The sequence below is a fragment of the Pseudomonas sp. D47 genome, from assembly GCF_045447305.1.
GTDB lineage: Bacteria > Pseudomonadota > Gammaproteobacteria > Pseudomonadales > Pseudomonadaceae > Aquipseudomonas.
On sequence record NZ_JBJGXU010000055.1, the window covers coordinates 24,579 to 37,556 of the forward strand.

The window sequence follows — 12,978 nt, forward strand, 5'->3', positions numbered from 1 at the left end:
GCGCGGGCTATCCGCTTAATGGGGGAAGGTAAGCCGCAAAGTTGCGCCGTAAATGTGGGCAGCAAATACCCAGTTCGGTGCAGCTCGGTGACGCGATGCGCTACTGTCATATCAAGGGAAAGTCGCAAAAAACCTGCGACTTATCCACATAGTCGACCGTTGCTATCCACGCAGTTGCATTGAGGCTGGCGTGGCTTGGAACTTGCTGTCGATTGCTAACGACGCGCCGCCAGAGCGCGCAACAGCCTAACCGCCGTGGGTGCACCCTGATGAGTAGCCATACACGCGATATCCATATTCAACGCTTCGACCTGGAAGGCGCCTGCAGCTGGATGTCCGGCATTTGCGGGCCACACCGCCTGGCGACGGCCACGCCCGAACGCCTGCGTTTTCACCACAGTGCCAACGTGTTCAAGTCCCGCGCCACCACCTTGGGCGTGATCGAATACGGCACCGACGTGACCATCGACATCGAAGACGCCGAGCACTTCAGCAGCTACAGCCTCAGCCTGCCGCTGGTGGGTGAGCAGGAATTGAGCAAGGACGGCGTGCGCCTGAGTTCCAACCGCGATCAAGGCGTAATCATCTCGCCCAACGAGCATCAGGTGCTGGCGATTTCCGGCGACTGCCGCAAGCTGCAGGTGGTGATCACGCGGGCGGCGATGAGTGAATCCCTGGAAGGCTTGCTGCAACGGCCGATTGAAGCGCCGCTGCGCTTTGAGTCGGTGATGGACGCGGTGGACGGCGCTTCGGCATCCTGGTGGCGCATGGCGCGCTACTTCATTGCGGAGCTTGAGCGCAGCAGCGAGTTGTATGAGCAGGCGGCGTTTACCCGTGACCTGGAAAGTTCGCTGATCAAGGGGTTGATCCTCGCCCAGCCGAACAACTATTCAGAGGAGTTGCGCGACGTACTCGGCGTGAAGCTGCCGCACTACTTGATTCGGGCGCGGCAGTTCATCCATGAAAACGCCCGCGAAGCGGTGCATCTGGAAGACCTTGAAACCGCTGCGGGTGTGTCGCGGTTCAAGCTGTTTGATGCCTTTCGCAAATACTTTGCGCTGTCGCCCATGGCTTATCTGAAGAAATACCGGCTGGGGGCCGTGCGCCAGGAAATACTCGAGCACGGCTCGACGTGCACTATTTCCGAAATCGCCCTGGGCTGGGGCTTTACGCACTTGGGACGGTTTTCAGCGGAATACCGCAAGCTGTTTGATGAATCCCCCAGTCAAACCCTGCAACGCACGCGCCTGCGCAGCCTTTGAAAACAATGAGGATCAAACTGTGGGAGCTGGCTTGCCTGCGATAGCGGTGGGCCAGTTAGTAAAGATGCCAACTGATCCACCGCCACCGCCATCGCAGGCAAGCCAGCTCCCACATTGGATAGGGGGTGGCTTTGTGAGCTCAGATCAACTCTTCCACCAGTTGCAAACAATGACTCAGCCCCGGCGACTGATCATTCACCCGGCGGCTAAGAATGATCGGCGAAGTCGCGGTGGTTTCCACAATCGGCGTGTAGCCGATATCCGCGCGGTGCAGCACCTGCACCGAGGCCGGCACCAGCGTCACGCCCATGCCCGCGCCGACCAGGCCGATGGCGGTCTGCAATTCGTTGGTCCACTGCGCCACCTTGAGGCTCAAGCCGTGGGCGTCGAACAGTGCGATCACATGGTCGGCATAGCTGGGGCGCGGGTTGCCGGGGTAGAGCACAAACGGCTCGGCGGCCAATTGGGCGAGGGTGGCGGGTGCGCCGAGCAACGGGTGGCCAGCGGGCAGTACGGCGACCAGTCGATCCTCTACCAGCACGCGCTGGACGATGGCCGGGTCGTCGATGCGAATCCGCCCGAAGCCTACGTCAATACGCCCAGCCTTGAGCGCTTCGACCTGCTGCAAGGTGGTCATCTCCGACAAGCCCAATTCCAGCTCCAGCGCCTCATGGTTGCGCAGGCGCCGAATCAACTCCGGCAGCACGCCGTACAAGGTCGACGGCGCAAAGCCGATACCCAGCCAGGTCTTCTCGCCCTGGCCGATACGCCGGGTGGTGTCGCAGACCTTGCCCAGCTGTTCGAGCAGCACATTGGCGTGCTCATAGAAGAATCGCCCGGCCTCAGTCAGCCGCAGCGGTCGGCCGCGCTCGAGCAGAATCACGCCCAATTCATCTTCCAATTGCTGGATCTGCCGGCTCAACGGCGGTTGGGCGATGTGCAGGCGTTCGGCGGCACGGGTGAAGTTGAGGGTCTCACCCAGCACCTGGAAATAGCGCAGATGACGCAGTTCCATGACGGCTCCTTTCATACCTTGAGGGTATTGTGCGAGACCCATTCTATATTGGAAGCCAGGGAAAATACGGCACAGAATCGGCTCAAACATATAAAGAACCCAACGGGTATAGCCATGCCGATTTGCGCCATCGAGTCGATCGACACCATCATCGTCGACCTCCCCACCCTTCGCCCGCACAAGCTGGCGATGCACACGATGCAAAACCAGACGCTGGTGATCATCCGCCTGCGCTGCGCCGATGGCATCGAAGGCATCGGCGAAGCCACCACCATTGGCGGCCTGAGCTACGGCAACGAAAGCCCCGACAGCATCAAGATCAACATCGACCGCCACTTTGCGCCGCTGTTGATTGGCCAGGACGCGAGCAATATCAACGCGGCCATGTTGCGCCTGGAGCGCAGCATTCGTGGCAACACCTTTGCCAAGTCCGGGATCGAAAGTGCTTTGCTCGATGCCCTCGGCAAACGCCTCAACCTGCCGGTCAGCGAACTGCTCGGCGGGCGCGTGCGTGATGCCTTGCCGGTGGCCTGGACCCTGGCCAGTGGCAACACCGAACAAGACATTGCCGAAGCTGAAAAGATGCTCGACCTGCGCCGCCACCGCATCTTCAAATTGAAGATTGGTGCCGGTGAAGTCGGCCGCGATCTGGCCCATGTAATCGCGATCAAAAAAGCCCTGGGCGAACGCGCGAGTGTGCGTGTCGACGTCAATCAGGCCTGGGACGAAGCTGTGGCCCTGCGCGCGTGCAAGGTGCTCGGTGATAACGGTATCGACCTGATCGAACAACCGATCTCGCGCAACAACCGCAGCGGCATGGCCCGGCTGAACCTGTCGAGCCCGGCGCCGATCATGGCCGACGAGTCCATCGAATGCGTGGAAGACGCCTTCAACCTGGCCCGCGAAGGCGCGGCCTCGGTGTTCGCCCTCAAGATCGCCAAGAACGGCGGCCCGCGCGCGGTGTTGCGCACGGCTGCGATTGCCGAAGCGGCCGGTATCGGTCTGTACGGCGGCACCATGCTCGAAGGCGGCATCGGCACCCTGGCCTCGGCGCATGCCTTCCTGACCTTGAACAAGTTGGCCTGGGACACCGAACTGTTCGGCCCGCTGCTGCTCACCGAAGACATCCTCACCGAGCCGCCGGTGTACCGCGATTTTGCGCTGCATGTCTCCACCGCGCCGGGCCTGGGCCTGACCATTGATGAAGAGCGTTTGGCGTTCTTCCGTCGTGACAAACACTAAGAGGCGCCTGCCATGTTGTTCCACGTAAAAATGACTGTGAACCTGCCACTGGACATGAACCCCGAGCACGCCGCTGGTCTGAAGGCGCAAGAGAAAGCCCTGGCGCAGCGGCTGCAACAAGAGGGCAAATGGCGCCACCTGTGGCGCATCGCCGGGCACTACGCCAACTACAGCGTGTTCGACGTCGACAGCGTGCAAGACCTGCACGACCTGCTGATGCAACTGCCGCTTTTTCCCTACATGGCCATCGAAGTGAACGCCTTGTGCCGACACCCTTCGTCGATCCATGAGGACGACCGCTGAGCCTGTTTTGCCCCCAATAATGACAAGATGAGGATTGCACCATGTCCATCCGACTTTCCCAGACTGCCCACGCTCAACAGTTTCTCGAAGAAGCCAGCGGCAACCTTAACGACGCCGGCAACCCGCGCACTAAGGCGCTGATCTACCGGATCCTGCGTGACGCGGTGAACATCATCGAAGACCTGGAAGTGACCCCGGAAGAGTTCTGGAAGGCGGTCAACTACCTCAACGAGTTGGGCAAGAACCAAGAGGCGGGTTTGCTCGCCGCCGGGCTGGGCCTGGAGCATTACCTGGATTTGCTGATGGATGCTGCGGACGAGGAGGCCGGTAAATCCGGCGGCACCCCGCGCACCATCGAAGGCCCGCTGTATGTGGCCGGCGCGCCGCTGAGCAAGTACGAAGCGCGGCTGGACGATGGCAAGGATGACGCAGTGCCGCTGTTCATGCGCGGGCAAGTGCGCGACACCGACGGCAAGCCGCTGGCGGGGGCGATTGTCGATGTGTGGCAGGCGAATACCGGTGGCACCTATTCGTGGTTTGACCCGACGCAGTCGGAATTCAACCTGCGTCGGCGCATTGAGACCGATGCCCAGGGCAACTACCGTTTTCGCAGCATCGTGCCGTCCGGCTACGGCTGCCCGCCGACTGGGCCGACTCAACAGCTGCTCGACCAACTGGGGCGTCATGGACAGCGGCCGGCGCATATTCACTTCTTCATCTCGGCGCCGGGGTACCGGCATTTGACCACGCAGATCAACCTCTCGGATGACCCGTACCTGCATGATGATTTTGCTTATGCGACGCGTGATGAGTTGATTGCGCAAATTCGCTTCAGTGAGGATCAGCAACTGGCGCGGGAGTTTGGGGTGGAGGGGAGGTTTGCGCAGATTGATTTTGACTTTGAGTTGCAGGTGGCTGACGCACCGGTAGAGCAAAAACGCATGCAGCGCATGCGCGCCCTAGAAGACTAAACACGGGCTGATCGTTCCCACGCGGAGCGTGGGAACGATCATGGTGCTATTTGCGCACGACTAAGTCCAACACCTCATCCCGATCCTTGATCTTCTGCAACACAATCTCCGAGCGAATATCCATCACCCCGGCCGTGCGGTTCAGGTGGTTCACGATAAAGTCCGAAAAGTGCTTCAAGTTCCTCGCCTGCACGCGCAGCACATAGTTGCTGGCGCCGGTAATCACATACGCACTGGCCACCTCCGGCCAGCCTTGCACCTTCTTGATAAACGTCTCATGCCAATCCTCCACGTCCTGGCGCAAGGACAGGTGCACGATGGCTTCCAACTCGATTCCCAGCTGTTCGGCGTTCAACACTGCGCGGTAGCCGCTGATGATTCCCTCGCTCTCCAGCAGGCGCAAACGGCGCAGGCAGGCGGAGGGCGACAGGGCGACTTTTTCCGCCAGTTCCTGGTTGCTGATGCGCCCATCCTGTTGCAAAAAATGCAGGAGGCGCAGGTCGGTGGCGTCGAGAATCATGCTTAGAATAAATCCGCGTGTTTTAGGGTTAAATTCGAATTTCCTACAGCTTAATTAGCCTGTTACCCACCACTTTGCACGAAAATTCTCTAAAACTTCGTTCATTATTTGGTCCATATTCACTTATAAAAACCAGGACAACCCATGACCACCCGAAGCCACTGCCAAGCCCTCGACGCCCAGGACCCGTTGGCGCCGCTGCGCCATCAGTTCGCCTTGCCTGAGGGCGTGATCTACCTCGACGGCAACTCCCTCGGCGCACGCCCGGTGGCGGCGTTGGCGCGGGCGCAGCAGGTGATCGCCGACGAGTGGGGCAATGGTTTGATTCGCAGCTGGAACAGCGCCGGCTGGGCGGATTTGTCCCAGCGTTTGGGTAACCGTCTGGCGCCTCTGATTGGCGCGCGCGACGGTGAGGTGGTAATCACCGATACCACCTCGATCAACTTGTTCAAGGTGCTCAGCGCCGCGTTGAGCGTGCAGCGCCAACGTGTGCCCGGGCGTAAGGTGATCGTCAGCGAGGCGAGCAATTTTCCCACCGACCTGTACATCGCCCAAGGCCTGGCCGAGTTGCTGCAACAGGGTTATTCGTTGCGACTGGTGAACAGCCCCGATGAACTGCCGCAGGCCATCGACCAGGATGTGGCAGTGGTGATGCTTACCCACGTCAACTACAAGACCGGCTACATGTACGACATGCAGGCGCTCACCGCCTTGAGCCACGAATGTGGCGCGTTGAGCATCTGGGACCTGGCGCATTCGGCAGGCGCGGTGCCTATCGACCTGCACAAGGCGGGGGCCGATTACGCGATTGGCTGCACCTACAAATACCTCAATGGCGGGCCGGGTTCCCAGGCGTTTGTGTGGGTCAACCCAGCGTTGGTGGACCTGGTGCGCCAGCCGTTGTCGGGCTGGTTCGGGCATACCCGGCAGTTTGCGATGGAAGCTCAATACGCCCCGAGCAGCGGCATCGCACGTTACTTGTGCGGCACCCAGCCGATCACCTCGCTGGCCATGGTCGAATGCGGCCTGGAGATTTTTGCCCAGACCGACATGGCCAGCCTGCGGACTAAATCCCTGGCGTTGACTGACCTGTTTATCGCGCTGGTGGAGGCCCGCTGCGCCGCCCACGGCCTGGTGCTGATTACGCCACGTGAACACGCCAAACGCGGCAGCCATGTGAGCTTCGAACACCCCGAAGGGTATGCGGTTATCCAGGCGCTGATCGCCCGGGGCGTGATCGGCGATTACCGTGAGCCGCGCATCATGCGGTTTGGTTTTACCCCGCTGTACACCAGCTTTACCGAGGTATGGGACGCCGTGGAAATCCTCGGTGACATTCTCGATAACCACACCTGGGATCAACCGCAGTTCAAAGTGCGCAACAGCGTCACTTAAGAGCACCGCAAAACTAATCTGGGAGCTGGCTTGCCTGCGATAGCGTCAGTGAATTCACCGCCGCTATCGCAGGCACGCCAGCGCCCACAGGGTTCGGCACCGGCAGTAACAAGCACAATAATAAAGGGGCACACCACGTGACCACGCCAGACAACGGTTTTGCAGAGATCACCCACCGCGAGCTAGGCCTGCGGCGCCAGCTCACTTCCGGCCAGATGAGCATGATCGCCATCGGTGGTGCTATTGGCACCGGGCTGTTCATGGGCAGCGCCTATGCCATCGGCTATGCGGGGCCGAGTGTGTTGGTGAGCTATGCCATCGGCGCGCTGATCACCTTGCTGTTGATGGGCTGCCTGGCGGAAATGACGGTGGCGCATTCCACCTCGGGCTCGTTTGGCGCCTACGCCGAGTTCTACATCAGCCCGCTGGCCGGGTTCCTGGTGCGTTATGCCTACTGGGCGGCGATTGTGCTGGCCGTGGGCGCCGAGGTCACGGCGGTGGCGATGTACATGAAGTACTGGTTCGCCAACGTGCCGGAGTGGGTGTGGATCGTGTCATTTTCCAGTGTGCTGGTCCTGCTCAATGCGATCAGCGTGAAGACCTTCGGCAACTTCGAGTACTGGTTCTCGACGATCAAGATCAGCGCCATTGTCGGCTTCATCATCCTCGCGGTGTACGTGGTGTTCGGCTCGGGTAACCCGCAATTTGGCGTGCAGAACTACACGGCCCACGACGGCTTTTTCCCGCATGGTTTGAGCGGTATGTGGATCGCGGTGATCGTGTCGATCTTCAGCTACCTGAGTGTGGAGATGATTGCAGTGGCCGCCGGTGAAGCCGCCGACCCGGAGCAGGCGGTGAAGAAAGCCTTCCGCGCTACCATCGTGCGGCTGGTGGTGTTCTACCTGCTGACCCTGGCGCTGATGCTGGCCATCGTGCCGTGGAATCAGGCCGGCCAGACCCAGAGCCCGTTTGTCACAGTAATGCAGACCATCGGCATTCCCGGCGCCACCGGGGTGATGAACTTCGTGATTCTGATCGCAGCGCTGTCGGCGATGAACAGCCAGCTCTACATCACCACACGCATGATGTTCAGCCTGTCACGCGCAGGCTTTGCGCCCAAGTCCATGGGCGCCTTGAGCAAGAACGGGATTCCGCTGAATGCGCTGCTGCTGTCCAGCTCGGGCATTGCCCTGGCGACCTTGCTCAACGTGGTGTACCCAGAGAGCTCGTTCACCTTGATGATGGCGATCTCGATGTTTGGCGCGATCTTCACCTGGTTCATGATCTTCCTCACGCACCTGTTCTTCCGCCGTTATCGCAAGCGCCATGGCGGGGCGAAGCTGTCGTTCCAACTGCGCCTGTTTCCCTACAGCACGCTGTTGGGCCTGGTGCTGATGGGCGCGGTGATGATCACCACGTACTTCACCGAGGCGTTCAAGATGACCCTGGTGTTCGGCGTGCCGTTCCTGCTGATTCTGTCGGCGGTGTACTACGGGTTTTTCCGCAAGGGCAGGGCCAAGGCGTCGAACAAGGCCTTGGCATAGCCGGGCAATTGCTCGAAGGACCGCGCGCATAACAGCAGCGTGCGACAGGCCCAGTTTTCTTGCAGAGGGTGGGCCTTGACGCGGCGCTCCAGCGGCCAGCGCTCCAGTGCGGCCTGGGGCACGATGCCCAGGCCCGCGCCGCCGGCGACCATGCGAATCAGCCCGTCAAAACCATCGGCACGGATCCGGGTTTGCAGACGAAAGCCCGCGTGCAGCGCCTGTTCTTCCAGGTACACCGCCAGTGCACTGTTGGCGGTGAGGCCTACGTAGTCGTATGGCAGGCTGTCGATGAAACTCACGGTGCCCGCCGTCAGCGGATGGTCCAGAGGCATGATCAGCACTAACGGGTCGTCGCGAAACGCCAGGGTCTGCAGGCCGTGGGTGTCCACCGCGTCGGAAATAATCCCAAGGTCCGCCGTGCCTTGGCGCAACGCCTGGGTGATGCGCAGGCTGGGCAGCTCTTGCAGGTCGATATCGAGGTTGGGGTGTTCGCGTAGAAAATCTGCGAGTAGCTCCGGCAGGTATTCGCTCAGGGCCGTGGTGTTGCACAGCAGGCGCACCTGGCCTTTGACGCCATTGGCGTATTCGGCCAGGTCCTGTTGCAGGTGCTCGGCCTGTTGCAGCAGCAGGCGCGCGTGGCGGGCCAGGGCCTTGCCCGCTGGCGTCGGTGTGACGCCACGACGGCCGCGCTCGAGAAATTCGATGCCCAATGAAGCTTCCATCGCACGGATGCGAGCGCTGGCGGCGGCCAGGGATAAATGGCTGCGGGCCGCGCCTGCGGTGATGTTGCCGGCGTCGAGAATGTTCAGGTAGAGGCGCAGGTCGATCAGGTCAAAGTGCATGGCTGGGTCTCTCGGGTGACTGAACTGGCCTCGTCGCAGGCAAGCCAGCTCCCACACTTGGATTTGTGAACACATTTGAAAAGTGGGAGGCAAGCAGCCCCCCACTTGGATTTGTGAACACATTTGAAAAGTGGGAGGCAAGCAGCCCCACACTTGGATTTGTGAACACATTTGAAAAGTGGGAGGCAAGCAGCCCCCCACTTGGATTTGTGAACACATTTGAAAAGTGGGAGGCAAGCAGCCCCACACTTGGATTTGTGAACACATTTGAAAAGTGGGAGGCAAACAGCCCCACACTTGGATTTGTGAACACATTTCAAGTGTGGGAGCTGGCTTGCCTGCGATGGCGCCCTCAGCCTCATGAAAAACAAGAGGCTGCCTCAGTATATGGCGAATTTTCATAACCGCCTTAACACCCCACAATCGACCGATGACTACCTTCCTAGCGTTCTACCAAAACCTCGGTCCCGCCTTGACGCTGCTGGTACTTGGCACTTTCCTGCTGGCGGGCACCGTCAAAGGCGTCATCGGCCTGGGCCTGCCTACCGTGGCCATGGGCATGCTCGGCCTGGCTATGCTTCCGGCGCAGGCTGCGGCATTGCTGATCATTCCTTCGACGGTCACCAACCTCTGGCAACTGGCATTCGGCGGCCACTTGAGCGCTTTGCTCAAGCGCCTGTGGCCGATGCTGTTGCTGATTTTCCTTGGCACCGGGCTCGGCACGCTGTGGTTGGGCATGGACCGTGGGCATTGGGTGGTGCGCGCGCTGGGCGCGGCGTTGTTGGCGTATGCCTTGAGCGGGCTGTTCCTGCCTGCATTCAAGGTGAAACCTCACACCGAGCGCTGGCTGGGCCCGTTGTGTGGGCTGATCACCGGCATCATCACCTCGGCCACTGGTGTGTTCGTGATTCCCGCCGTGCCGTACCTGCAAGCCTTGGGCTTGAATCGGGATCAACTGGTGCAGGCCTTGGGGCTGTCGTTTACTGTGTCTACGCTGGCGTTGGCTGCCGGCTTGGCCTGGCGTGGGACCTTGGGCGGTGGCGAAATCAATGCCTCGCTGTTGGCGCTGCTGCCCGCGTTGTTGGGCATGTGGCTGGGCCAGGCGCTGCGTCAGCGCATCAGTGCGGTGTTGTTCAAACGGGTATTTTTTATCGGCATGGCAGTGTTAGGTGGTCATCTGCTGATCAGCGGCTAAGGCAAGAGTACGGCGTTATTCGTGCGTTTTGGTCAAATGTATTTTGCCGCACCGCTGCTTATTCACAGGGTTGAATGTCGATAGCCTGCCGGCAGATATTTTCAACCCTCTGGATACCTCCCATGAAAAAAGTACTCCTGCTGAACGGCGGCAAGCAATTCGCCCACTCCGACGGCCGTTACAACACCACCTTGCATGACACCGCCGTGGCCGTGCTCGACCGTGGCGGCATCGACGTCAACGTTACCCACATCGACGAAGGCTACGACGTGGCCGAAGAAGTGGCCAAATTCCTCTGGGCTGATGTGATCATCTATCAAATGCCCGGCTGGTGGATGGGCGCGCCATGGATCGTCAAAAAGTACATCGACGAAGTCTTCACTGAAGGTCACGGCAGCCTGTATGCCAGCGATGGCCGCACGCGTTCCGATTCGTCGCAAAAGTACGGCAGCGGCGGCCTCATTCAGGGCAAGCAATACATGCTGTCGCTGACCTGGAACGCGCCGCAGCAAGCCTTCGACGCCCCCACCGACTTCTTCGAAGCCAAGGGCGTGGACGCGGTGTACTTCCCGTTCCACAAGGCCAACGAGTTTCTCGGCATGACCAGCCTGCCGACCTTCCTGTGCGTGGACGTGATGAAACGCCCGGCCATCGAGGCTGACGTGGCGCGCTACCAGCAGCATCTGGCGCAGGTGTTTAACCTGCCGGTGTAAGCTGCTACCCACCGATCAAGAAGGACAGCCTGTGAAAGCCCGATCCGATGAGTTACAGATCTTCGTCAGCGTGATTGAGTGCGGCTCGATTTCCGCCGCGGCGGAGCAGGTCGGGCAGACGCCCTCGGCGGTCAGCCGCACCTTGTCGCGCCTGGAAGCCAAGCTCGACACCACACTGATCAACCGCACCACGCGGCGCATGGACCTGACCGAAGAGGGCAAGTACTTCTTCGAGCAGGCCAAGGTGATCCTGGCGCAGATGGATGACTTGGAAGAACGCCTGTCGTCGCGCCAGAAAAACCCGGCCGGGCGCCTGCGCATCAATGCCGCCGTGCCGTTCATGCTGCACGGGATCGTGCCGTACATTGCCGAGTTCCGCAGCCTCTACCCCGAAATACAGCTGGAGCTGAACAGCGATGACTTGATCATCGACCTGCTGGAACAGAGCACCGACATTGCCATTCGCATCGGCGCGCTCGCCGACTCCACATTGCACGCCCGTTCCCTGGGCTGTACGCCGCTGCATATCCTCGCCAGCCCCGACTACCTCAAGCAATACGGCACGCCCACCACGGTTGCCGAATTGGCGGACCACACGTTGCTCGGCTTCACCCAAACTGAAACCCTCAACCATTGGCCGCTGCGCCATGTGGAAGGCGACCGGTGGCTGATCCAGCCGAGCATCGCCGCCTCCAGCGGCGAAACCTTGCGCCAGTTGGCGTTGGAAGGGCAGGGCATTGGCTGCCTGTCGAACTTCATGACGGTCGAAGACATCAACGCCGGGCGCCTGGTGCCGGTGCTGGAGGCGTTCAACAGTGGCTATCGCCAGCCGATCCACGCGGTGTTCTACCGCAACTCGCAGTTGGCGCTGCGCATCCAGTGCTTCCTGGACTTCATTCAGGCCAAGCTGGCGCGGTATGCCTGCTGATTCGTGACCTGTGCGCAAGATTGAATTGGGCAACAGGGTCTTATTCGACAGGGATGGGGCCTCGATACTGGACGCATCACTTACCCAGTCAGGAGCACACTCCATGAACGTATTCGTTACCGGCGCAGCAGGGTTTATCGGCGGTTCCATTGCCACCGGCCTGGTCAAGGCTGGCCATAGCGTTACCGGCCTGGTGCGCAGCGCCGAGCAGGCCGCTGAAATGACCGCCCTGGGCATCACTCCGGTGATCGGCACCCTGGACGACGCAGCCGTGTTGACCGAGCAGGCTTCGAAGGCTGATGCGGTGATCAACGCCGCCAGCAGCGACCATCGGGCTGCAGTGGAGACCTTGCTGGCTGCGTTGAAAGGTTCGAACAAGCCGTTCCTGCACACCAGTGGTTCGAGCATCGTTGGTGATGCATCGGGCGGTAAGGCCAGTGATGTCATCTACTTCGAAGACAACTTGCCGGCGCCGACCGTCGATAAGGCCGCGCGTGTGGCCATCGACAACCTGATCCTGGCGGCCGCCCAAGACGGCGTGAATTCGGCGGTGATCTGCAACACCCTGATCTATGGCCACAGCCTGGGCGTGAAGCGTGACAGCGTGCAATTGCCGCGACTGCTCAAGCAGGCGCGCAAAAGTGGCGTGGTACGGCATGTGGGCAGCGGGCAGAACATCTGGTCTAACGTGCACATTGAAGACGTGGTGGCGCTGTACCTGCTGGCACTTGAGAAGAATGTGCCGGGCACTTTCTACTTTGTGGAAAGCAGCGAAGCGGCATTTGTCGACATGACCACCGCCATCGCCCAAGCGCTGAACCTGGGCCAACCACAGGACTGGCCGTTGGCCGAGGCTGAAGCCGAGTGGGGCTATGAAATGGCCAACTATGGCCTGGGTTCCAACAGCCGTGTACGTGGCAAGCATGCCCGTGAACTGCTGGGCTGGGCGCCGAAGCGGACGTCGGTGGTGGAGTGGATTCGCAACGAAATGGTGTGATTTTCACGGGGCCGCTGGGTACATATCCGTTATTTGGGTGATGGCTGATAT

Annotated in this window: 13 protein-coding genes; 10 read left to right on the forward strand and 3 right to left on the reverse strand. The window is 60.5% G+C overall.

The features are described from left to right. Positions 1–269: 269 nt before the first annotated feature. Positions 270–1,262 (forward strand): helix-turn-helix domain-containing protein, encoded by a 993-nt coding sequence (locus ACI77I_RS25300; RefSeq protein ID WP_094951788.1) that lies wholly within the window; start codon positions 270–272, stop codon positions 1,260–1,262. 139 nt (positions 1,263–1,401) lie between these two features. Here ACI77I_RS25300 and ACI77I_RS25305 read toward each other — a convergent pair whose 3' ends face one another. Continuing rightward, positions 1,402–2,277 (reverse strand): LysR family transcriptional regulator, encoded by an 876-nt coding sequence (locus tag ACI77I_RS25305; RefSeq protein WP_406979619.1) that lies wholly within the window; start codon positions 2,275–2,277, stop codon positions 1,402–1,404. Between the two features lie 114 nt (positions 2,278–2,391). Between ACI77I_RS25305 and ACI77I_RS25310 the strand changes: the two genes are divergently transcribed. Genes ACI77I_RS25310 through catA form a run of 3 tightly spaced genes read left to right on the forward strand, consistent with a single transcriptional unit; the run spans position 2,392 to position 4,793 of the window. Further along, positions 2,392–3,519, forward strand: coding sequence for a muconate cycloisomerase family protein (locus tag ACI77I_RS25310; RefSeq protein ID WP_406979618.1), 1,128 nt, complete (start codon positions 2,392–2,394; stop codon positions 3,517–3,519). A 12-nt stretch (positions 3,520–3,531) separates the two neighbouring features. After that, the gene (gene catC, locus ACI77I_RS25315; protein WP_094951785.1) at positions 3,532–3,822 is read left to right on the forward strand and encodes a muconolactone Delta-isomerase; all 291 of its coding nucleotides are present in this window, start codon (positions 3,532–3,534) and stop codon (positions 3,820–3,822) included. A 41-nt stretch (positions 3,823–3,863) separates the two neighbouring features. Then, positions 3,864–4,793, forward strand: coding sequence for a catechol 1,2-dioxygenase (gene catA / locus ACI77I_RS25320; RefSeq protein WP_406998873.1), 930 nt, complete (start codon positions 3,864–3,866; stop codon positions 4,791–4,793). Between the two features lie 46 nt (positions 4,794–4,839). On the opposite strand, the gene ACI77I_RS25325 is transcribed toward catA, so the two are convergent. Beyond that, a complete protein-coding gene (locus tag ACI77I_RS25325) occupies positions 4,840–5,313 on the reverse strand; it encodes an Lrp/AsnC family transcriptional regulator (RefSeq protein ID WP_003176072.1) in 474 nt (157 codons plus the stop codon). Positions 5,314–5,457: 144 nt separating this feature from the next. Here ACI77I_RS25325 and kynU point away from each other — a divergent pair, with 144 nt between their 5' ends. Both kynU and ACI77I_RS25335 read left to right on the forward strand, forming a co-directional pair. Next, entirely contained in the window at positions 5,458–6,708 is a 1,251-nt protein-coding gene (gene kynU, locus ACI77I_RS25330) for a kynureninase (protein ID WP_242152496.1), read from the forward strand. 137 nt (positions 6,709–6,845) lie between these two features. Continuing rightward, on the forward strand, positions 6,846–8,252 hold the full coding sequence (locus ACI77I_RS25335) for an amino acid permease (protein WP_094951782.1): 1,407 nt from the start codon (positions 6,846–6,848) through the stop codon (positions 8,250–8,252). Here the strand turns inward: ACI77I_RS25335 and ACI77I_RS25340 are convergent. Further along, positions 8,198–9,094, reverse strand: a complete 897-nt coding sequence (locus ACI77I_RS25340; RefSeq protein WP_406998875.1) for a LysR substrate-binding domain-containing protein — start codon at positions 9,092–9,094, stop codon at positions 8,198–8,200. The genes ACI77I_RS25335 and ACI77I_RS25340 overlap by 55 nt on opposite strands. A 430-nt stretch (positions 9,095–9,524) precedes the next feature. On the opposite strand from ACI77I_RS25340, the gene ACI77I_RS25345 reads away from it, so the two are divergent. The 4 genes from ACI77I_RS25345 to ACI77I_RS25360 all read left to right on the forward strand — a co-directional run bounded on the left by ACI77I_RS25345 (position 9,525) and on the right by ACI77I_RS25360 (position 12,927). Further along, complete coding sequence (locus ACI77I_RS25345; RefSeq protein WP_406998877.1) at positions 9,525–10,289, forward strand: sulfite exporter TauE/SafE family protein; 765 nt, start codon at positions 9,525–9,527, stop codon at positions 10,287–10,289. Between the two features lie 122 nt (positions 10,290–10,411). After that, complete coding sequence (locus tag ACI77I_RS25350; RefSeq protein ID WP_263273989.1) at positions 10,412–11,002, forward strand: NAD(P)H-dependent oxidoreductase; 591 nt, start codon at positions 10,412–10,414, stop codon at positions 11,000–11,002. Positions 11,003–11,033: 31 nt separating this feature from the next. Next, positions 11,034–11,930: a LysR family transcriptional regulator gene (locus tag ACI77I_RS25355; protein WP_094951778.1), complete on the forward strand. Its 897-nt coding sequence runs from the start codon at positions 11,034–11,036 to the stop codon at positions 11,928–11,930. A 103-nt stretch (positions 11,931–12,033) separates the two neighbouring features. Beyond that, on the forward strand, positions 12,034–12,927 hold the full coding sequence (locus ACI77I_RS25360) for an NAD-dependent epimerase/dehydratase family protein (protein ID WP_406998879.1): 894 nt from the start codon (positions 12,034–12,036) through the stop codon (positions 12,925–12,927). Positions 12,928–12,978: the final 51 nt, after the last annotated feature.